The sequence below is a fragment of the Enterovibrio nigricans DSM 22720 genome (genome assembly GCF_900167155.1).
Taxonomy (GTDB): domain Bacteria; phylum Pseudomonadota; class Gammaproteobacteria; order Enterobacterales; family Vibrionaceae; genus Enterovibrio; species Enterovibrio nigricans.
The window spans coordinates 1-21819 of record NZ_FUXU01000001.1 but is presented as its reverse complement, the minus strand read 5'-3'; the positions used below and the strand labels follow the sequence as shown (position 1 = coordinate 21819).

Below are 21819 nucleotides of genomic sequence, written 5' to 3'. Positions count from 1 at the left end.
TCTGGTAGAATCCTGAGACTTACTATCGGCTTGATAAGGCCATAGTTTACCTGTTTTCTCGCGATATTCGCGAAGAGTTATTTAAACTTGCTGTGCCTCGCAAACCTGCGGCACAGACGGTGTGGCTGGGAGATAGCATGTCCAAAACAAAACGCGCCTACGTGTGCAACGATTGCGGTGCTGATTACCCTCGTTGGCAGGGACAATGTTCAGCCTGTGGCGCTTGGAACACGATCACCGAAGTGCGTTTAGCAGCGTCACCACAAGTGGCTCGTGCAGAAAAGTATGCGGGTTACGCGGGTACTGCAGATGCCAAAGTGCAAACCCTTTCAGCTATCGACCTTCAGGAAGTTCCACGCTTTACCAGTGGCTTTAAAGAGCTGGATCGTGTGTTGGGTGGCGGCATAGTGCCGGGTGCAGCCATATTGATAGGGGGCAGTCCAGGGGCAGGGAAAAGTACGCTGTTACTACAAACCATGTGTTGGCTCGCCAGCCAAATGCCGACGTTGTATGTCACGGGGGAGGAATCTCTTCAACAGGTTGCCATGCGGGCAGAGCGCCTTGGTTTACCGAAAGACAAGCTAAAAATGCTGTCTGAAACCAATGTTGAAAGCATCTGTCAAATTGCTCGTCAAGAGCAGCCAAAAATCATGGTTATTGACTCCATTCAGGTGATGCATTGCGCTGACATAGCGTCAGCGCCGGGTAGTGTGGCACAGGTCCGTGAATCTGCCGCGGCATTAACGCGTTATGCCAAACAGCACAATGTGGCGATATTTATGGTCGGTCACGTGACGAAAGACGGCACATTGGCGGGTCCTAAAGTTCTCGAACACTGCATTGATTGCTCGGTGATGCTGGACGGTTCAAGCGACAGTCGTTTCCGGACACTACGTAGTCACAAAAACCGTTTTGGTGCGGTCAATGAACTGGGTGTGTTCGCCATGACGGGACAAGGGCTTAGAGAAGTGAGCAACCCGTCAGCTATCTTTCTTTCTCGTGGAGAAGACCCGACATCTGGCAGCTCGGTGATGGTGCTGTGGGAAGGGACGCGCCCACTTTTGGTTGAGCTTCAAGCATTGGTGGATTACAGCCAGCTGGCCAATCCTCGTCGTGTCGCGGTAGGTCTTGAGCAAAATCGATTGGCATTACTGTTGGCGGTGCTGCACAAGCATGGTGGCTTGCAGATGTCCGATCAGGACGTGTTCGTTAACGTGGTTGGAGGGGTTAAAGTCACGGAAACCAGTGCCGATTTAGCCTTGCTGCTGGCATTAATTTCCAGCTTCCGTGACCGTCCATTGCCCAAAGATCTTGTGGTATTCGGGGAAGTAGGGCTTGCGGGTGAAATACGCCCAGTGCCAAGTGGTCAAGAACGCCTTATGGAAGCGGCAAAGCATGGTTTTAAACGTGCCGTTGTGCCCATGGCCAATGCGCCCAAAAAAGACCTTCCGGGAATGAAAGTGTACGGGGTAAACAAACTTGCTGATGCCTTGGCTGTATTGGAAGAGTTTGAGTAACCACGAAACAAGAAAAGGTACATAGGTACCTTTTCTTGTTTACGTAATGTCTTGTTTAAGGCATGTCTTTTTTGAGTAGCGTTAGGGTTTTATAGCCGCTGACGCAAGGGTCGTTTCCCCAGTTGTCTCTTTAACAGGTTGTGTGCCGTTCACGGCGTCAGAAGCCAATTGCACCTGGGTAGAGACCATGCTTTCCACGATCTTCACCAAGTTCACCCATTTCACTTTGTCTTCCACTTTAAACAGAGACTCAAAGCTGTCCGGTGTCCAAGCGATAAAGTTCTTTGGGTTCAATGCACGACCAAGGAAGCGCACTTCATAATGGAGGTGAGGGCCAGTGGACAGCCCTGTGTTGCCAGACCAACCGATCAAATCGCCTTTCTTAACAAATTCCCCCGTGTTTACGTTGAATTTGTCTAAATGAGCGTAAAGGGTCATAAAGCCAAAAGCATGGTCAATTTTCAGTAAGTTGCCATAGCCTTTCTTTCTGCTTGGGCGTTTGTATTCCACGACACCATCTGCGGGCGCAAATACAGGCGTACCGATATCAGCGGTAAGGTCCAAACCGAGGTGAAATTTTTTGTTGCCCGTAACGGGATGTGTGCGAGAACCATAGCCGGAAGAGCGGCGATAACTTTCAATAGGTTGACCGCTAGGGATTAACTGCAACATGGTGGCACGTACCGCGGAGTTAATCGCAGCCACATCCAAACGTTCAGCCAGCGGTAGGCTTGAGTCTTCTTTTTCCAGCCCCAGCACTTCTTCTACCGTGGATACACGCTGAGTGAGGTAATTCAGCTGACTGTCTTTGTCCTCAATGATTTGCGCGTATTCTTCTTCTTTGTTGCTGATAAGTTGTTCGAGTTGCTGCCGCTGTTGCTCTAATGACTCCAATTGACCGGATAATTCAGTGCTCTGCTCAGTCATATTTTTCAATGACACTTCGGCAGTGTTTGAACGGTGGTTCAGATAATAAATGGTGGCAATGCTGGCGAAGATGGCAACAACGAGTGTGGCAAGCATCGACAGGAGAACTTTCTTCAAAGTGGGAGAAAGTACGAAATGGCGAGAGCCATTAGCGTGGGACACAGCAATTCGGATATTGTGAGGCATGATACGGCTACTACATGTACTTATGCGCTGAAAAAACAGGTGAATTATACGGAATCTTTCAAGTCTGTCAGTTGCGCTAATTCACGGTGGAGCAAATCGTCGTTGCCGACGTTTAATTCCACAAGGCGTTTTAGATGGCTGGCGCTATCGATGTCGATATGATCGATTCGAAAACGCAGGTATTCGCCATTCTCTTGAATCAGCATCAAGTCCATATCCAGCGTGATATCAGATTCGGGAAGCGCAAACGTGACCGCATAGTCTTCTTTGTTCCCGTTCGTCCAATCAATGGGCGCGGAAAGGAGAGCACCTTTCAGTGACAGATCGAGAACCTTTGAACTCCACGTGTGATCACCCTGTCGAATTGTAGCGGGGACCTGATAAATGACACGGGAGAATTGACGTCGTTCCTGCATTTTACAATTCCTCGTTCTAATTTACACAAAGTGTAGGAGAGACGAGTCTATATCTCTACTTCGTTAGTTCGTCTCCGTGATGTCTTGCGCGTATTAATTATGCGTCAATTCGCAATCATGAAGAAAGCTCAGAATTTTCGTACAAAAAAAGGGCCACAAATGTGACCCTTAGAATAACGGCATAACGATTACTTCGTTACACGCTTGTACTTCATGCGGTGAGGTTGTGCCGCTTGCGCACCCAGAGTTTGCTTCAGCCACTCACTGTATTCGTTGTAGTTACCTTCGAAGAAGTTCACTTTACCTTCGTCGCGGTAGTCAAGAATGTGGGTTGCGATACGGTCAAGGAACCAACGGTCGTGCGAGATAACCATGGCACAGCCTGGGAATTCAAGCAGCGCTTCTTCCAATGCACGCAGTGTTTCAACGTCCAGGTCATTGGTTGGTTCATCGAGAAGCAATACGTTACCGCCCGCTTTCAGCAGTTTTGCCAAGTGAACACGGTTACGCTCACCACCTGACAAATCACCGATACGTTTTTGTTGATCGCTGCCTTTGAAGTTAAAGCGCGAACAGTAAGCACGAGCTGGAAGTTCAAAGTTGTGAATACGGATGATTTCCGCACCTTCAGAGATCTCTTGGTAAACGGTATTTGAGTCAGTCATGCTATCGCGGAACTGCTCAACCGACGCAAGTTGCACGGTTTCACCCAGTTCGATGGTACCGCTGTCTGGTTGCTCTGTACCACTCAGCATCTTGAACAGGGTAGATTTACCCGCACCGTTAGCACCGATAATGCCGACGATCGCGCCTTTTGGCACGCTGAATGACAAGTCGTCGATCAACACACGATCACCAAATGATTTGGTTAGGTTGTTAATCTCGATAACTTTGTCACCTAAACGCAAACCCGGTGGAATGAACAGCTCATTGGTTTCGTTACGGCGTTGATGTTCGGTATTGTTCAGTTCTTCAAAGCGCGCCATACGTGCTTTAGATTTTGACTGACGGCCTTTAGGGTTTTGACGAACCCACTCAAGCTCTTTCTCGATGGTTTTTTGACGAGCACTTTCTTGCGACGATTCTTGTTGTAAACGCGCATCTTTTTGCTCAAGCCAAGAGGTGTAGTTACCTTCCCATGGAATACCTTCACCACGGTCAAGTTCTAGGATCCAGCCTGCCGCGTTATCCAAGAAGTAACGGTCGTGCGTGATAGCCACAACAGTTCCGTTGTAATCCACCAAGAAACGCTCCAACCAACCTACAGACTCGGCGTCCAAGTGGTTCGTTGGTTCGTCAAGCAGCAGCATGTCTGGTTTTTCCAGCAGCAGACGGCAGATCGCAACACGGCGACGCTCACCACCAGACAGGTGCTTAATTTTTGCATCCCATTCTGGTAGACGAAGCGCATCCGCGGCACGTTCAAGGGCGTTATCTAGATTGTGGCCGTCTTTTGCTTGGATCAGTGCTTCCAGTTCGCCTTGCTCTTTCGCTAGCGCGTCGAAATCTGCATCAGGTTCTGCATAAGCTGCATAAACCGCGTCCAGACGGGTCAAAGCTCCGGCTACATCAGCAACCGCTTCTTCAACGGTTTCACGAACCGTTTTTTCTTCGTCTAGTTTTGGTTCCTGAGGCAGGTAACCCACTTTGATGCCAGGTTGTGCACGTGCTTCGCCTTCGATATCGGTATCGATACCAGCCATAATGCGAAGAAGGGTAGATTTACCTGCACCGTTCAGACCCAAAACGCCGATTTTGGCACCAGGGAAAAAGCACAGAGAGATGTCTTTCAGAATTTGACGCTTCGGTGGCACGATTTTGCCAACGCGCGACATGGTATAAACGTACTCAGCCATTTCTGCTCGCGTTCTCTTGTCGATAAGAATGAATATTAATCGAGTATTCTATACCTAAATAGCACCAAGATGCAGGTTTTGGCTCGCGTATTTTCCTTTGCATTGGAACCATTTCGTGTGCCAGAAACCCAATAAAGAGAAAACGGCCTGTTTTTCCCTTCTCTGACGGTGAGAACGAAAAATGGGCAACAAATCATCATACAGTGACAAGCATCAGGATCGGTGTCTCGTTTTGTCATTTGAATGTCTTCTGTCGTCGATAACTTACGGTATACAGAAAGACATCAGGATGAACAGAGCCTATCGAAAGTCAGCTGGGATGGTGGTTTGGGTATAAGCTTAAAAACAGGTGCGCCACGGAGAAGCGTAAAGAATGCTACCAAGAGAAAATTTAATAATTACAAAAGCCTGTAAAAAGTCGGCCGTTGGTATGCGTCGTATAATCAGTGTGTGTTTTGCAGCGTTAGTTTCGGTTCAGGCAACGAGCAGTTTTGCGTTGAGCCTGGATGATCAAAGAACGAAATACGAAGAAGCGGTCGATGCGATCAAACGTAATGACACGAGAACGTTCAACACGCTTAAGAAGCAATTGGAAGATTACCCCCTCTACCCTTATTTGGCGTATCGCGAATTCACACGTTCATTAAGCAGCGCCAATAAGAAAGAGCTGGATGCTTTTCTAACAACGTATGACGATTTACCGTTTATTGGCACCGTTCGGGGACGCTATATCGATACATTGGCGAACAAGCGTCAGTGGAAATCGTTGTTAGCTTTTCAGCTTGAAGTGCCCCGAGGCGAAAGATATCAATGCCATTATTATTATGCCCACAGTCAAGCGGGTGATAAGGCACTTGCGTATTCTGGTGCGAAATCCCTCTATTTGTCAGGAAGTTCAGTCGACAGTGCCTGTGACAAACTGTTTGATGTGCTGGACAAAAGCGGAAAGCTCAATAATGCGCTCATCCTAGATCGCATGTTATTGGCGTTTGATAAACGAAATCGCTCGTTGATGCGCTATCTGCAAAAGCAGTTAACCGGAGACGCAGCGAAGCAGGGAAAGCAACTGCTTGCCTTGTATGATAACCCTCGTGATGTAGCAGCATTCTCTAAAAAAAGTAAGGTCACATCGTTCAATCAACGATTGACGCGTCTGGCCTATGAGCGTTTGGCACGCATGAATGTCAGCGAGGCGGTTAAACAGTATAAGCGCACGATCGACGGTCAGCATTACGACCAATATGAGCGGCAGGAAATGGCGGACTACGTAGCGAGTCGCTTGATGTCGACAGACAAATCGGCACTGAAAAAATGGCGTGATCACTGGTTAAACCAAACGGCAAATCAGTCATTGTTAGAGCGTCGTTTTCGCGTGGCGTTAGTGGAAGATAACTGGAAAGAGATGGCACATTGGTTGAGTGCCATGTCTGAAAAAGAACAGGACAAAATAAAGTGGCGTTATTGGCAGGCCCGGATTACTCAAGAACAGCAGGGGAGTGATGCCACCAGAGCGCAATTTACGGCACTGTTGGGAGAGCGAAATTTTTATTCAGTTGCTGCCGCCATGCACCTCGGTGCACCAATTGATATTCCTTATCAAACAACGCCGTTGAATATTGAGACGCTTCAACCCTTCCGTCCTGCGCTATCAAGGGTCAGTGAATTGCTCGCGCTGGACAAGGTTACGGCTGCTAAACGTGAATGGCAGTACTTACTGCGTCAGGCTGAACCTGAGGAAAAAGCCATGCTGGCGGCATTCGCGACTGACAGCAAGTGGTATCACCTGTCAGTACAGGCCACCATTTCAGGAAAAATGTGGGGCCACTTAGAGTACCGTTTCCCAGTTGCACACCGCTGGTGGTTTGAATTTTTCAGTAAAGAACGCGATTTGCCGTTGACGACCTTGCTAGCTCTGTCGCGTCAGGAAAGTGCGTTTTACACCAATGCGGTATCACCCGTTGGCGCACGAGGACTGATGCAATTGATGCCTGCGACGGCCAAAGAAACGTCGAAAAAGCTGGGTTTTCGTTATCTGGGTAAAAGTACACTGAGCGATCCGGGGATCAATATTCGACTGGGTAGTGGTTATCTTCGAATGCTGCTCGATCAGTTTGATGAGAACCGAATTCTGGCGTTTGCAGCGTACAATGCAGGGCCTCACCGTGCGAGCAAGTGGCTTAAGGAATCTGATGGCAATCTTGATGCGATAGCATTTATTGAAGCCATCCCATTTCGGGAAACGAGAGGCTATGTACAGAATGTGCTGATGTATGACATATACTATCGCAAGCTGTTAGGTATGCCTTTGCAGTTTCTGCACGACAGTGAGATGCAGCGACGCTATTAGATTGAGCCGCTGACGTGCTCTGAGTAAAATGCGGCAGAGAAAATTCGAGTTCGAGGTTAGTATGCAAAATTCGCCAGAGTATTCTGACTGGCAAGACGTGCTGGATTTGATTCACAAAGCCATTGATTCAGGGCGAGAAGCAGAACTTCTAAAAATGCTGCTAACGCAAGATGAAAGAACCGCACTTATTGCGCGAGTGAATATCGTCAATGAGTTGTTGAAAGGAGAGGTTAGCCAACGCCAACTCAGCCAAATGCTGGGCGTGGGTATTGCGACCATCACACGCGGATCTAACGAGATCAAACAGTTGGATGATGATCAAAAAGCGTGGCTGATGAAACTGCTCGAAAAGTAACAACAAAGAAGGCCAGCGAAAGCTGGCCTTCTTTGTTTCTGATGTTAGTAAGCTTGTGGCGGCGGTGACTCAACCGGAAACAGGCTTGGATTGATAAACGGGATTAAGGCCAGAATCAGAGCCTGATGGTACACCGAGCTGCGGGTGAGTAGATGGCCCGTTAACATGCCAATGGCGCCGCCCTTTTGCTTCACGTTTTGTTCGTTAAACATGTCGTCCATCACATCGCCAAGCTCTTTGCCTGTTTTCAATGCCTCAAGTGCCTGAGGCGGCAAAGGAACGGACGCAGAACGCGACTCACCGACACGCTCTGTAGACTCAATCACCATCCACGCAAAGGTATAGTGGCCATCAATGCCGGCTTCGACACCGACGTAGAAGTTTCCATCCACCACTTTCTTTGCATTTCGAATACGGTTTCTTGCGCCAGCCAGTGTTTCTTCGCTGGTCATGGGTTGATCCGCGACGTCACTGGAAACGGATATTCCCTCGAATATCATGTCGTTATCCGGAAAAACTTCCTTAAAGGCTGCTTCGACAGCTGAAATTTTGGCAGGGTTGAGTGACGTGACAATCACTTTAGTCATTGTTGTTATTATCCTTTCTAGTGTGAGCGCTTTGTTTTGTTTGGCGGGCGTTGAAAGAGTTTAAACGGAAGGGTGAGCAACCCGGGTAACCAAACAACCTGTTTGTCCTCTCGATGTGATGAAATGCCAATGGCCATCGCATAATGCCCTTCTTCGGGTTTGTCCTTGTAAGTGTGAAATAAACGGTCCCAAATCGCGAGATTAAAGCCAAAATTCGTATCACTTTCGTGACGATGAACGGAGTGATGAATGCGGTGCATATCCGGTGTGACGACAACGACGCGCAACCATCGATCAATCGATGTGGGAATGGCAACATTGCTATGATTAAACAGTGCCATACCGCTAAGGATGACTTCAAACAGGATCACCGCTACGGCAGGTGCGCCGAGCAGTGCAATGGCAAAAAATTTAATCACCATTGAGAGCAGGATTTCAAGGGTGTGAAACCGTGCGCCAGATGTCACGTCGAGATCTTTGTCTGCGTGATGAACGGCATGTAATCGCCATAGCATCGGGATTTTGTGAAACAACCGATGTTGAAGCCAAATGATGCCATCGAGCGCGACGATGGAAAGAATAATGGCTACCCATATGGGAACAGAGATTAGGTTGAAAAGTCCCATTCCCCTTGACGCGCACCACGCGGCGAAACCGGCAGCAGCAATCGGAAACACGAGGCGAACCGCCAGCGTGTTTAGCATCATGAGTGAGATATTATTAAACCAGCGCTTTGCTTTTTTGACCGTCAGCAGCCTTTTCGGGAATAGCCATTCTGCCAGCGCCATGACACCAAAAAGGGAAAAAAAAGCCAGTAGTCGGAAAACCGTTTCTCTGGATTCGATATATTCCAGCACGTTTGCTCCTGCGTGTCGTGAGTCTCCATGCTAGCTTAACATAACAGAAGGGTGAGAGAGGGCAGTGCGCCCCGTTGAAACCATGGACGCACTGAAATGAGGAAACCTACCAAACACGTTTAATGGTGATTTTTGCTCCGGGGTTGAGGAAGCGATGGCGATATTCCAATGCGGATGTTTCCAAGCCTTCATCGGCTGAGAGCACTCCCGGATGAATGCGAATACGATTGACATCATCACGTTCAGCGTTGAAGCCAACCCCTCCGCCAGCTGGGTCTGGAATGGTACTTGCCGATTCGGTATTTGCTTCCGTTCCAGCATCCCACACTGGTACGGTGACGGTGATGCTTTGGCCTGGGCGGAGTTTATTGATGCGAATATCTGCTTCCGCAACCAATGCATCGTTGGTGTTCACCAGCATAGATGCAAAGGACAGAAAGCGGGTTTTACGGTGGTTGACGTAAACCGTAAAGCTCTCCGAGGTGCCAGGCAACAATGGTGCTGCGCCTGATAATGTATTCTCGACGCGACGATTGTGGCGATAATTCAGTACGTCACTGTTGTCGCCACCTTCTGCGAGTTTTTCCAATGCCACTGACACAGGTTGGCCGACGTCAAAAAGATCAAAGTTCTTTCTGTGAGTGAGCAGAGTGATGGGCGACATAGGTTGTGCCGCGGTGAGATTTTCAACCGTGACTGTGTATTCTTTTTGGAAGGGGCAACCGACTAAAAATAACGCCGTTAACCCCACGAGAGATAAGCGAAACATGGTGCTACCTCCCTTAACGTACTGTCACAGTGATGATGGCAACAGGGTTTAACCAACGATGTTTGGTGCTGTCAAAGTCGCTGATGCCACCGTCTGTGTCGGTATCACCTAGGTTCCCGGGATGGATGTGCACCACATCGTTAGCGACGTCAGCATCTACGCCCGTTCCGCCTGTACCGAAGTTGATAAACGGCGGCGTAGGAACGCTACCAGTGAGTTCATCATTCGCTTCTGTGCCTGCATCATAGCCGTTGGCTTTGATTACATATTTGCCGCGTTTTTTCGGGATTTTCCAGCTGTCTACACCAACAAAAGCATCGTTTGAAGGCAGAAGCATTGCCGCGATAGAAAGGACATCACCATGTTCGGCGTGAAGGGTTGTGGATGTCGAGGCGCCGGGGTTGAGAATACCACCCGCTGGGTTGGCTGAAACGCTGGCACCTTCACCTTCAGCGAGTGCTGTTAGGCCCGCGATATCTCCCCCTTCGGCCATGGCTTCAACGTCAGCAGACGCCGCTTCACCAGTACGAAAGAGATAAACGTCATCGCTGTGCGCCGCAACTAAAAGAGGGGTGAAATAAATGCCGTCAGTTGCGTTAGTGATATTGACGTCGATTGTTGCTGCGCCCGCAGAAAACGCGGTCGCCATCGTTACGCCAAGCAGTAATTTTTCATGTATTGCTCCATGCTTTGAGGTATCAGCCTTTAGCATGGGAGGCAAACATGGCAATCCCGTCGCGATTTTCTATCAACTTTCTCGCAAAACCCTCACACCCTCAGGCCTCACGCAGAGTTCTTTTGTTCTCCGTCGATATTGAAGTCCAGCTCGACATGGGTAACGACCCGGTTCCTCCCTTTTTCTTTAGCCAGATAAAGGGACGAGTCAGCCGCTTCAATGATGGACTCGATAGATTGAAACTCTGGGAAGGTTGCAACACCGGCACTTAATGTTGCGTAAAACGTCTCAGGCCCATTAGAAAAAGGCGTTTTAGAGAACGTCAGGCGGAATTCGTCAATGAGTCTAAGCGCAATGTCAGCGGGAGTGTCAGGCAGAATTAACGCAAATTCCTCACCGCCATAACGCGCCGCTGTATCGGTTTTTCGGAAGCGGTAGTTCAGCAAGCGGGCAACACCTTTAATGACTTTATCACCCACTGGGTGGCCGTACTTGTCATTGACTGATTTGAAGTGGTCGATGTCAATCATCACAAAGCTCACCTGAGAGTCATGGCGCTTGGCGCGAGAGAGCTCTCTATCCAGTTCTACCTTGAAATTAGAGTGATTGAGCAAGCCTGTCAGGCTGTCTCTGTCCATCAGGGCGCTGAGTTGTCTGAAGCGTTTAGCGCGAATCGAAACGGCCTGCGTCAAATGCAAGTCGTTGATGGGCTTGGTCAGGAAATCATCGGCGCCTACTTGCAAAGCCTGCATCTGCATCTTCAAATCGGTTTCACCGGACAAATACACGATTGGGAGATTCGTGTGAGCATTGTGCTGACGAATCACACTAGCAGCTTCTACGCCGGAATAGTTGGGCATGTACAGATCCATCAAGACTAAATCTGGATGGAATTCACCCAGCTCGTCAAGTAGATGTTCCGTATCATCAAGCATGGCAGTTTTCATGCCTGCCCCTTGAAGGATGACTGAGTAATGTTCGGCGAGCATGCGCTCATCTTCGACAATCAGGACGCGGTACTGCGCGTTGTTGTTCTCCCAAAGGTTATCGAATACCCCAAGGATATCGTCATGCTCTACCGGCTTTTGGAAAAAGGCATATGCGCCAGCACGTGCCGCGTGCAAGCGACTTTCCCAGCATTCGCTGGCACAGAGCATAATGAGAGGAACGCCACTTTCTTTACGCCAGAATGTTGAGATCTGGTCTAACAAATCGAACGTATTGATATCGACAATCATCACAGAAGGCGATTCTTTATTCAGCGCGTCTTTCAACGCGTCAGGGGTGTCGAAGGACAGCACCTCATAGTCAATGAACTCAAGCTGTTCGACCATTTCTTTGGTTTCGTCGAGATTATCAGCAGCGACATACACCAGTTGCTTTGAGCGGCCCTCTTCGTGTAGCAGCGTGACCTCGCCGTAGGTCATGTCTTCAGGGCGTTTGGGTTCAATCGTTGCGACGCTTGCTAAGCTATTGACTATCTCGTCGATAATCTCATCACCTTTTGGAAGTTGCTTTTCCTCCAAAAAAGGGCGCAACAGGATCTCGATGTCTCGACCGCGTTCTCCTAAATCAATAAACCCTAGTGTTGTTGCTGTGCCGGCAAGTTTATGCGCCTCAAGGATCATGTCTTCGAGCTCAATGAGTTGAACATCAGGTGCGCGTTGAATGGCGTCCCATAACAGACTCAGCTTTTGGATACGTTTACCGACACCGTCTGAAAATCTGCGTTGTTGCTCTTGGAACTTTTGAATTTGAGATGGCTTCATAAACTACGCCTTTTTCAATATGGTTTTAATCTCGTCGGCTAAACCCATAGGGTCAAACGGCTTGCTTATCACACCGAGTGCGCCGCATTCCAAATAGGCTTTGACTTCCGTTGGCTGAACTTTTGCTGTCATGAAAATCACAGGCGTCGACGTAATATGCGGTATCTGACGTAAGTGATTTAATGTTGTGGGACCATCCATTCCCGGCATCATGACGTCCAATAACAGCAAGTCGGGATCAGACAGTGCTGCTTTTTCCAATGCCTCTTCCCCCGATGAGCAACTCATGAGGAAGAAGTTATCGTCTTCCAGCGCCATTTCGGCAATGGCACGAATGTCTTCGTCATCTTCAACGTAAAGCACGGTAATTGGCTTTCCCATTACATCGCCTCTCGTATGTTTCTGTTCTTAAGTATAAGACGCACTTCTGATTTAAGCGCATTGATGTTCAGTTGAGACTTTTGATGCATAGTGGAAATGTGTTCGGGAAGGAAAAAATCAGGGGGGTCGTTACTAAGAAGAATGATATTGGTTTGCGAAACCCTATCCTCATACAGAAACGCGGGAATGTCCTGTCCGTTGAGTTGCCAATCCATCATGATCAGGTCGAACGTCTGATTGCTTAATGCGGCCTTGGCCGCTTCTATTGATGGGGCATACACCATATTGCAAAAGCCAGACAACGCCTTGTTGATGTCGTGAAACAGGGCGTTGTCAGCATCGATATACAATGCCTGATAACGTTCTGACGGTTTTTTATCCTCAGACTGAACCACAGGAATGTTTGTTGGAAGAGTTGCGGTCTCAGCCGCGTACACCGGCAATGTGAAGAAGAAAGTACTGCCTTGGCCCACTGTAGAGAAAAAATTAATCTCGCCACGATGGTTTTCTATGATGGTTCGGGATATCGCAAGGCCCAACCCTGTTCCGCCTCGCTTACGAGTATCTGAGCTATCTGCTTGAGAGAAACGCTCGAAGATTCGATCGTGAAATTCGGTTGGAATTCCAGTCCCGTTATCGCAGACATCGACACGATAAAAATCGTTTTGCCGCCGCAGAGAAATCGTCACATTCTCGCCTTTTTCGGAGTACTTGATGGCATTTGATAAAAGGTTTGCCATCACCTGTTGAAGGCGTCCAGGATCTGCATTTACAAAGGCGCCTGTAGGTCCAGGTAAATAGCAAAGCGTGACCTCGTGATGCTTGGCGTAGCCCTCGTTGTCTTCAATTGAACGTCGAATGATGGAATTTAAATTTGTTTCTGTAAGGTTCAATGACATCTGTTCGGACTGCAGCTTTTCAATGTCCAAAATGTCATTAATTAACAATGTGAGCCGTTCGCAATTACGAAGTGCCATGGTCAGCATTTTTTTACCTTGCGCGGGAAACTGCCCGTCAAATTTTCCAATAATCAGCCCCAATGCGCCTCGAATAGAGGTAAGTGGTGTTCTCAGTTCATGGCTGACTGTCGCGATGAATTCGCGTTTAAGCTGTTGATCTTTTTTGCGCTGGGTAATGTCTCGAATGATGCCAGTGAACATCCTTTCACCAGCAACATGCATTTCACTGATGGAGAGGTCGGCGGGGAAGGTGCTGCCATCACTGCGTTTGGCAATCACCTCGCGCCCAACGCCTATGATTTGAGCGGGCCTGCCACCAAGGTAATTGCTCAGATAGTTATCGTGTGAATCAGAATCGCTTTCGGTCATTAGAATGTTGACCTTCTTTCCAATGACCTCATGCCTTTTGTAGCCAAATAGGGCCTCTGCTGCAGGGTTAAATGTCGCTATGTGCCCTTGCTTGGTTATGGTAATGATGCCGTCGGCGACAGTATCGACAATGGCTAGCAGACGGCTCTCCCCGGATAATCGCTCTGTTTCAACTCGGGTTTTATTTGCGTCAACGATTTGGCCATGCGCGAGATTAAACGCCATCGTTAGCTCTTCCATTTCATTGGCGTTTGAGGTGGAGATGATTGGATAGTTACCCTCTGAAACGTTGTGAGCAAGCGTGGTTATGGGCCTAGCCATTTTTAATCCAATACGCCGCGCAATGAAGATAACGGGCAGTAACCCAATCATGCCAAGCACAATGAAGCTTATGAGCCACGGGTATATCCCTTTAAGCAGATAGGAATAGGGTTCAATCAGCGATATTGACGTATTAAACGCGCTAATATGCATGTTATCTGGTGCCACCATAGTCCGTGTGACCCCGTCTGAACGGCTATTGACGTTAGAGTATTTCCAGTGGTTACCAAAAGAGACGGAATAAGAATAGCGAGGGTTATCGAACACCCGCTTGATCAACTCTTCAGCACTGACGCTTGCGATAACACCACCTTGAAGCGAGCCGTAGTACATGATGGGCTCAACAATGAAAAAGTCCCCGTTTATAAACAACACGGTGCCCTGACCCGTTGACAGTGTTTCGTTGACGAGCGATGCGTTATACCACGCTGGTGGCGCGTGATAGTCCCCGAACAGTGGCTCGCCCGCATAGTCGAAGGCTTGGGCGTCACTCACAGCCGTTAAGTGCGTAATATCATCCAGCGCGTGATGAAAATACGTGTGGCTCAGGTCAATAAGACCATTGATTGACAGTTGGCTAGACGCCATCCTGGTCACGATTTGGCGGAGCGAGTTCAGCTCGACATTGATGAGATTAAGCTTATTAAATGCTTCTACGTGAAGCTCTTCTCTCAATTGCGCTTCGAGACGTTCAAATTGCATGATGGATGTTGCGGCGATAACAAAGAGAAAAAAGCCAAACAACAATGACAAAATGGAAGCGGAAAAATGGTTCGCGAGACTTTTTGTTTTTGTCATAACAATTAGTCCTTTAAAGGGTGAAGCGCATTGTCGTGATACGTAGCAAAGATATAGTCTGAGCGATCGAGTGCATCTTGGTGTTTACCCGAGAAAGGACGGTGGTAGTTTTTCATTACACCTTGAAATTGCTCTATCTGCTGCAGTTCTTCTCTGATCAGTGGCATCTCGGCTTTTCCTGCTTTCTCCGTTGCTATCGCTAACATGTGCATCAGGTCATAGGCGTGCGCTGTGCCGGATGGGGCGACAATATCCGTTTTGTGTTTTGTGTTGTAGCGGTCATGGTAGCGGGTAACGAGCTTATCTGCCGTTGGGTTGTTTTTGTTGATAAAACTGAAGGTTTGGAGGACGCGGAGATCCACCTTTTCCAATGCGCGTCGGCTTTTTTCTGCAAAGTTGCTGCCGGTAATTCCCCAATGAGAAACAACGACAGGGGGGGTATCAAGTTTTGCCATTGCTTGAACAAATTTTCCGCCTTCTACCTGATTACCCACAAAAATAATCACCTCTACGTTTCTTTTCACCAGCGCGTCAATTTTCCCCTTAAAGTCACGCTCTCCCCAATCGAACCATTCTACGTGGGGGAGGGGAAGTTTCCGCTGTTTCATCGATTTTTCCAAACCGTTGTAGTTGCTACGGCCCCAACCATTGTTGACCAGTAGAAATCCCACGTTTTGGGATACCTCCAGAGCGCCATCGAGCAGGAAGTCTGCGGCATACTCGTCTCGTACCGACACACGAAAAACATAGTTGGGAGAATGCTTGTTTGACACGATGGGTGTAGCTGCTGCCCAGGGTATTAGCATTAAGGTTTTATTTTTATGCAAATAATCAAGTTCGGCTAAGACGACAGGGCTGCTGATCCCACTGAACACGGCCAACAAGTTAGGGAGATTGGTGAATATCTCCAGATTGTCGAGGCCACGAGAAGGGATCATCGAATTGTCTCTGGCTACTAATGCGACCTCTTTTCCCAATAATCCGCCATTTTTGTTTATTTCCTCAATGGCGAGTTCAATTCCGCGACGAATCGCGAGGCCTGATAGGGCCGAATTGCCACTCATGTCGGCATCTAGCGCGACGAGTAATTTCTCGGGACGAGGGTCTTGCCAGTTTTCTTTTGCCTGAAGTACCTGCTCTACCAATTCAGTGCCAAGACGCATGCGGTAATACTCAAGTAAGGTTGAGGATTGTTGTCTTAGCCATTGTTCAAAAGCAGGGGGGGACTCCATCACTGTGGCGGAATGGGGAAGCGCGAGGCGAGCGTCTTGGCTTTTTTGTTCTGCCAGTTGATGCTGGTAGGTTGTTGCATCAACGGCCGCATTTTTTATAACGTTCTGGAAGTCTTGAGGAATGGACTCAAACGTTTTCAATGACATGGTCATGATGAGCGAAAGGTAGCCGTGATTGGTCATTGTGATGTGTGCGTTATCAGGCAGCCTTTTTACTGCATTTCGCAGTGTGTTCTCTTCCCCATCAATGACCCCATTTTCGTACGCCATTAACGTTTTTGGTTCACCAATGCTAAATGAAAGTGCTCCCCAGCGGTTAAATTGGTCTTTCAGCAAAGAGCTTTCAAGCACTTTGAATCTTTGGTCTTTTAGTTCTTCAGGCGATGAAATAGGGTGGGTAGAAATGAGTTGTTTGAAGCCGCCATGCCAAAATGCCAGTCCCACCAATCCCTGAATATCGAGTTTGGACAAAAGCAGTTTGCCCGCAGAACTGGTATAGACACGATTGACAGCGTGAATGTCTTTAAAGAAAAAAGGCAAATCAAACAGCTGTAAATCGGGGGCAATATAGGACAATCGCGCCGAAGGAATGATTGCAAAATCGATCGTGCCTTTTTGAACACCAGCGATGATTTCCCTCTCTGCTCGCTGGGTAGAATTCTGTTCGATCTCAATGAGCACCTGACCTTCGGTGCGTTTTTCTACTAGCTCGGCAAACCGCGTTGCGGCTTGGTATTCCGCACCAGAGGAAGACATACACAGCACCAGAGTGAATGTGTATGTGTAGGGTGAGTCTGTGGCAGTTTTCGTGTCTGTACTGCTAATTTCCTTTGAATCACAGCCCAGTAGGCTGAACAAAAGTATCAAACTCATCAACAGGTGTTTCATCGATTTGTTCCCTAATTTTGTTTTGAAGGCACAGTCTTATACCCAAGCATTTTCAGGTGGTTGGGTATATCGCTGCGCTTTCGTAATCCCTTTACTCGCGATATCAATTGGGTAGGGGCTATAAAAATATTAGAAATGAGACGGTAGTTTTGCCAGTGAAGATCCTTAATGGGAAAAATGCCGTTTCTCGAAGAAAGCACGCGTTGCGCTTAAAAGTTCTTCTAATGTAAATCCAAGAATTGGCTTATTGCTGCCTATTCATGTGGTTAGCGAATACATGGACGGAATGGAAAAGAGTTTTTCTCCTGAGCGTTTTTGTTCGTGAACAAGGCCATATATAAACACTGCGAGGATCGTTGAAGTTAAGGAGTACTTTTTTATGCTTAGCAATGTGTTTAAGACGTTGTCGGGGAGTTTGCTGTTTGCAGCAGGTTTGCTGGTGGCATTTACGGTAAATGCCCACGGCCCGTCTAGGTTAAAGGTGCAGGAGGTGATTACCATTGATGCGCCTGCTGATAAGGTTTGGAAAACCGTCGGGGCGTTTGACAGCCTGAGCTGGCTGCCGCCAGTTTCTAGCGTTGAAATGATATCAGGCGAACCTGATCAAAAAGGGGCTGAGCGTGTCGTTCATGTCGGCGATCAGTCCGTGACAGAAGAAATTAAAAAATATGATGCAGCGGGCATGATGCTCAAATACAAAATCACCAAAGACAACACCGCATTGTTGCCAGTGACTAACTATCAATCGACGCTGAAAGTCACACCGGATGGTGATAAAAGCGTGGTGACGTGGAAGGCGGGTTTTTACCGTGGTGATCCGAATAACGATCCGCCAGAAAACCTTAACGACAAGGCAGCTATCGAGGCCATATCAGGGTTGTATCAACTGGGGCTTCGAAACCTGAAAGCGCTCATGGAAAACTAAGGCTTTCGACATACGTAATGTGAGGGCCGTGTTGTTAACGCGTTTGCCCTCAATTACTTGATATGGCCGCCACGCCGTATTACCCCTCTTTTTCCCCTTTTCCTGTCACGTACTGATTCTGGTCTAGTATGTTGAAAGAAGGTCGCACCTTCTTGGCTTCATAATTCAATGTCATAACAATAAGGGCCAGTCGATGCTTTACCAACTCAACGCCACTTATATGGAATCCATTAAACCTTTGAATAGCTGGGTTAAATTCGTCAGGGATTTTAACTCTGCGCCGTGGAATTGCATGCGATTTACGCCCGCTTCAAGAACCGTCAATGCATCCATGGAGCTTATGGAAAGACTGACTGATTGCTATGACGAGCCCTCTTGGGGATTGGATGAAACCATCATCAAGGGCGAGAAATTGGCGATTCAGTACAATGTCATCGCGAACAAGCCATTTTGTAATCTTCTGCATTTTAGGCGCAGTAAAGCACAACCGAATCAACCCAAAGTGCTATTTGTGGCACCACTGTCCGGGCACTTTGCGACCTTGCTTCGCGGTACGATTCGAGAGTTTCTTCCCGACCATGATGTCTATGTGACGGATTGGCGCAATGCCCGTGATGTACCGCTAAGTAACGGCGAGTTCCATTTTGACGACTACGTGGATTACCTGATTGAGTTTTTAGAAATGCTGGGTCCAGATACGCACACTATCGCGGTTTGTCAGCCTTGTGTGCCACTGATGGTTGCTACGGCGCTGATGTCAGCGCAAAACAACCCTGCCACGCCAACGTCCATGACGTTAATGGGGGGGCCAATTGATACTCGCATTAATCCAACGGAAGTGAACGATTATGCCAGTGGTAAAGACCTGGAATGGTTTGAGTCCAATGTGATTTGCACCGTGCCTGATCAATATAGCGGCGTCGGTCAGCTTGTTTATCCCGGGTTTGTTCAACTGTCCGGTTTTATGTCGATGAACCTAGATACACACGTGCAGAAGCATTTTAAATTTTTCGGAGACTTGGTCAAAGGCGATGGTGACAACGCCGAGGCGCACCGGAAATTCTACAACGAATACCTCGCGGTAATGGACTTGCCCGCGCACTACTATCTCGACACCATTCGAAAAGTGTTTCTCGAACACAAACTCCCAAGTGGCACCTTGCAATACCGTGGTCAACAGGTTGATCTCAACGCGATAACAACAACCGCCCTCATGACGGTTGAAGGCGAGTTCGATGACATCACTGGGCGTGGGCAAACAGCCGCGGCGTTGGACTTGTGTACCAAGTTGAGAAAAACCAAGAAGGTGCATTATGAACAACAAGGCGTTGGGCATTATGGGATTTTTAACGGTCGGCGTTATCGAGAACACATCGCACCTAAAATCAAAGCTTTCATAAAAAAATATGAACGCACGTAAAGTGCGTGTCGCTTAATCTTTTCGTATCGTTATCTTTATGATTCTAATGATGTTGATACCACCATCTTGTTGCTGGGTGGTAACTGAGTGAAATCTTAGTGTGAGTTAATCGTGCTAGAAATTTTTTGGAATTGAGGGTATATAAAGCACCCGAGTATGTTGAATTTCAAGAATGTTTAAATGTATGAGCACAAAAAGTGTTTATATCGTATCGCTTAATGACGACTGGTCAGCGGTAATTAAATCGATTTTGTCGTCCATTTTTACACACTACCGTTTTTGTGAAAGTCAGGGTGTGGATGCGCTGTGGAGCCTGCAAGATGATGACGTTGTCATTTTCGATAAGGGCACCTTGGGGAATCCCTCGTCGCTGCTGATTTCTCCCTATGAGCGCGGAGGGGAGTGGTTGATTGTCAATGGCAATCCGGTGGATGAAGAAAGCGTCGCGGGGTTAATTTCTCTGGGGTTCTCAGGGTTGATTGTGTCGCCGTATACGCTAGAAATGCTGCCAAGGGCGATGCGCACCATTGCGGCAGGACAGATGTGGTTCAGCCGCGATGCCATGTCACAGGCGCTGAAGCATTTAGTGAAAGCGGGTGGCATGTCGTGCCATTCGGTGAATGTGCTCGGCGCGCGGTTTTCACTCTCCAGCCGAGAGCAGCAAGTCTTTCTTCTTCTACTGCAAGGCAAAAGCAACAAAGACATCGCACTGCAGTTGCACCTCAGCCCTAGTACGGTCAAGTGTCACGTATCCAGCATCTTGCTGAAAACAGGTAAGCACAGCCGCAACCAACTTAGTACTCTCTTGTTGGAAGAAGACGTCGACCCGCCTGTTAAAGACATAGCCTAACCTAACCCAAAGATAGCGCTTAACCAAAAGACGTCGCTTCGCTAACCAAAGAGCAGACATAGCCAAAAGCCATTGTCTAGCCGAACAAGACCTCCGACCACTAGTCCTAATTTAGTCCCTTTACTGCCATCGAATTGGACATGTGGTCGATACCCATTAATGCGCGAAAACCGTACATTTCTCCCGTAAAGACATGTCAGTCTCAATAAATAAAATGGAGAACAATATGAAACGTGTAATTGGTGGTATCGCGCTAGCCCTACTTTGTTCTACAGGCGCATATGCAGACGGCTGGTCAAGCACTGCTCGTGAAGATGGTCAAACACAGTTTTTCGTCAACCTGAAAGGTGAAGTGCCACAGCGTTGTCGTATGCACACCAAGCAAGAAAAGACACTTGAGCTGGACGTTGAAAATACCAACGCGAAAACCAGTGATTTCAAATTCAACGCGTGGTGTAACAACGACAATGCAAAAGGCTTGCTGGTTGTCGGTGCGCAGGCGTTCAAAAATGAAAACGGTGTGGATGTGATCCCACTGAAAGTGGCATTCAATGGTGAAAGTGCCGTTATTGATGGCACCACAAATGCCTCTAACAGCCATGCGATTGAAACGTCGATGGATGTGAGCAACAGCACCGAAGGTTATCTGAGCGAAACCAAAACCTTGAATATCACACCTGTGATCAATGGTTGGGAAAAAGCCGGTGAGTACAAAACGTCAATGTACGTGTCACTTTACCCGCGTTAATTCGTAATATTGTTTCTAAGTAAGGGGCCCATGGGCCCCTTTTGAGGATGTTATGCGTATCTTTCGGTCTTTATTGCTAGCCCTGTTACTGTTTTCTCCGTTCACTCAAGCGTTTGAACTTCTGCCTATGGTGTCGTTTTTCTCCGACCATGGGGCGAAAAGCGAGCAATTCTTTCAGATAAACAACACGACAGGCTTGCCTCTCCCACTTGAAATCTCAGTGAAAGAGAGAAATATCGTGGGCGATGAAGAAGAAACACTGAAAGACACGGATGATTTCTTTGTGTTCCCGCCACAAGCCTTGATCCCGCCGGGTAAAACACAAATGGTGAAGGTGAAATACCTAGGAGCGCCGCTCACGTCGGCGAAATCCTACCGTGTTGTATTTAGCCAGCTACCTATCAAAGATGATGAAAAGCACAGCAGCATCAAAATGGCTTTGTTGCTTAAATCGATGGAACTAAATCTAGAAGCTACGATCTGATCGGCTACACCCATCAATCGTCGTAGTCTCATGTCTAAACCTCGTTACAAAACAACTAACTGGAAGCAGTACAACAAAGCCTTAATCAACCGTGGTTCTCTGACCTTTTGGATTGATGAGGAAACGATAGCTGAGTGGAAACAAAACAAACAAGGCAAGCGTGGTAGACCTCGCCGATTCAG

General features: G+C 47.9%; 20 protein-coding genes. 9 read left to right on the top strand and 11 right to left on the bottom strand.

Annotation, left to right across the window (positions count from 1 at the left end; all coding sequences use genetic code 11):
- Positions 1 to 137 precede the first annotated feature (137 nt).
- A complete protein-coding gene (gene radA, locus B5D35_RS00100) occupies positions 138 to 1517 on the top strand; it encodes a DNA repair protein RadA (protein ID WP_078750606.1) in 1380 nt (459 codons plus the stop codon).
- Between the two features lie 81 nt (positions 1518 to 1598).
- On the opposite strand, the gene B5D35_RS00095 is transcribed toward radA, so the two are convergent.
- From B5D35_RS00095 to ettA, 3 genes are all read right to left on the bottom strand, one after another.
- Positions 1599 to 2630 (bottom strand): M23 family metallopeptidase, encoded by a 1032-nt coding sequence (locus B5D35_RS00095; RefSeq protein ID WP_078750605.1) that lies wholly within the window; start codon positions 2628 to 2630, stop codon positions 1599 to 1601.
- Between the two features lie 44 nt (positions 2631 to 2674).
- Entirely contained in the window at positions 2675 to 3046 is a 372-nt protein-coding gene (locus B5D35_RS00090) for a PilZ domain-containing protein (RefSeq protein WP_078750604.1), read from the bottom strand.
- Positions 3047 to 3234: 188 nt separating this feature from the next.
- Positions 3235 to 4902 carry an energy-dependent translational throttle protein EttA gene (gene ettA, locus B5D35_RS00085; RefSeq protein ID WP_078750603.1) on the bottom strand — a complete coding sequence of 556 codons (1668 nt, stop codon included), beginning with the start codon at positions 4900 to 4902 and terminating at the stop codon, positions 3235 to 3237.
- A 430-nt stretch (positions 4903 to 5332) separates the two neighbouring features.
- Between ettA and sltY the strand changes: the two genes are divergently transcribed.
- Together sltY and trpR are read left to right on the top strand one after the other, a co-directional pair.
- Positions 5333 to 7249 carry a murein transglycosylase gene (gene sltY, locus B5D35_RS00080; protein ID WP_244556463.1) on the top strand — a complete coding sequence of 639 codons (1917 nt, stop codon included), beginning with the start codon at positions 5333 to 5335 and terminating at the stop codon, positions 7247 to 7249.
- Between the two features lie 61 nt (positions 7250 to 7310).
- On the top strand, positions 7311 to 7604 hold the full coding sequence (trpR, locus tag B5D35_RS00075) for a trp operon repressor (RefSeq protein ID WP_078750601.1): 294 nt from the start codon (positions 7311 to 7313) through the stop codon (positions 7602 to 7604).
- Positions 7605 to 7648: 44 nt separating this feature from the next.
- On the opposite strand, the gene yjjX is transcribed toward trpR, so the two are convergent.
- From yjjX to dctP, 8 genes are all read right to left on the bottom strand, one after another.
- Complete coding sequence (gene yjjX / locus B5D35_RS00070) at positions 7649 to 8191, bottom strand: inosine/xanthosine triphosphatase (RefSeq protein ID WP_078750600.1); 543 nt, start codon at positions 8189 to 8191, stop codon at positions 7649 to 7651.
- 17 nt (positions 8192 to 8208) lie between these two features.
- Positions 8209 to 9048 carry a sterol desaturase family protein gene (locus B5D35_RS00065; RefSeq protein ID WP_078750599.1) on the bottom strand — a complete coding sequence of 280 codons (840 nt, stop codon included), beginning with the start codon at positions 9046 to 9048 and terminating at the stop codon, positions 8209 to 8211.
- 106 nt (positions 9049 to 9154) lie between these two features.
- On the bottom strand, positions 9155 to 9817 hold the full coding sequence (locus tag B5D35_RS00060) for a spondin domain-containing protein (protein WP_078750598.1): 663 nt from the start codon (positions 9815 to 9817) through the stop codon (positions 9155 to 9157).
- A 13-nt stretch (positions 9818 to 9830) separates the two neighbouring features.
- Positions 9831 to 10466: a spondin domain-containing protein gene (locus B5D35_RS00055; RefSeq protein ID WP_170915104.1), complete on the bottom strand. Its 636-nt coding sequence runs from the start codon at positions 10464 to 10466 to the stop codon at positions 9831 to 9833.
- A 134-nt stretch (positions 10467 to 10600) separates the two neighbouring features.
- On the bottom strand, positions 10601 to 12262 hold the full coding sequence (locus B5D35_RS00050; protein ID WP_078750596.1) for a diguanylate cyclase: 1662 nt from the start codon (positions 12260 to 12262) through the stop codon (positions 10601 to 10603).
- Positions 12263 to 12265: 3 nt separating this feature from the next.
- Entirely contained in the window at positions 12266 to 12643 is a 378-nt protein-coding gene (locus B5D35_RS00045; RefSeq protein ID WP_078750595.1) for a response regulator, read from the bottom strand.
- Positions 12643 to 15090: a sensor histidine kinase gene (locus tag B5D35_RS00040; RefSeq protein WP_078750594.1), complete on the bottom strand. Its 2448-nt coding sequence runs from the start codon at positions 15088 to 15090 to the stop codon at positions 12643 to 12645. The genes B5D35_RS00045 and B5D35_RS00040 overlap by 1 nt, the downstream gene beginning before the upstream one ends.
- A 5-nt stretch (positions 15091 to 15095) precedes the next feature.
- Entirely contained in the window at positions 15096 to 17210 is a 2115-nt protein-coding gene (dctP, locus tag B5D35_RS00035) for a TRAP transporter substrate-binding protein DctP (RefSeq protein WP_078750593.1), read from the bottom strand.
- A gap of 379 nt (positions 17211 to 17589) precedes the next feature.
- Here dctP and B5D35_RS00030 point away from each other — a divergent pair, with 379 nt between their 5' ends.
- The 6 genes from B5D35_RS00030 to B5D35_RS00005 form a co-directional block, all read left to right on the top strand.
- Positions 17590 to 18135 (top strand): SRPBCC family protein, encoded by a 546-nt coding sequence (locus B5D35_RS00030; protein ID WP_078750592.1) that lies wholly within the window; start codon positions 17590 to 17592, stop codon positions 18133 to 18135.
- 193 nt (positions 18136 to 18328) lie between these two features.
- On the top strand, positions 18329 to 19555 hold the full coding sequence (locus B5D35_RS00025) for a polyhydroxyalkanoate depolymerase (RefSeq protein WP_078750591.1): 1227 nt from the start codon (positions 18329 to 18331) through the stop codon (positions 19553 to 19555).
- 184 nt (positions 19556 to 19739) lie between these two features.
- Positions 19740 to 20405 carry a helix-turn-helix transcriptional regulator gene (locus B5D35_RS00020; RefSeq protein WP_078750590.1) on the top strand — a complete coding sequence of 222 codons (666 nt, stop codon included), beginning with the start codon at positions 19740 to 19742 and terminating at the stop codon, positions 20403 to 20405.
- Between the two features lie 226 nt (positions 20406 to 20631).
- Positions 20632 to 21153, top strand: a complete 522-nt coding sequence (locus tag B5D35_RS00015; protein ID WP_078750589.1) for a hypothetical protein — start codon at positions 20632 to 20634, stop codon at positions 21151 to 21153.
- 52 nt (positions 21154 to 21205) lie between these two features.
- Positions 21206 to 21637 (top strand): fimbria/pilus periplasmic chaperone, encoded by a 432-nt coding sequence (locus B5D35_RS00010; RefSeq protein WP_078750588.1) that lies wholly within the window; start codon positions 21206 to 21208, stop codon positions 21635 to 21637.
- A gap of 30 nt (positions 21638 to 21667) precedes the next feature.
- Positions 21668 to 21819, top strand: a 152-nt coding sequence (locus B5D35_RS00005) for a transposase (RefSeq protein WP_170915103.1), incomplete at its 3' end; no start/stop codon positions are given.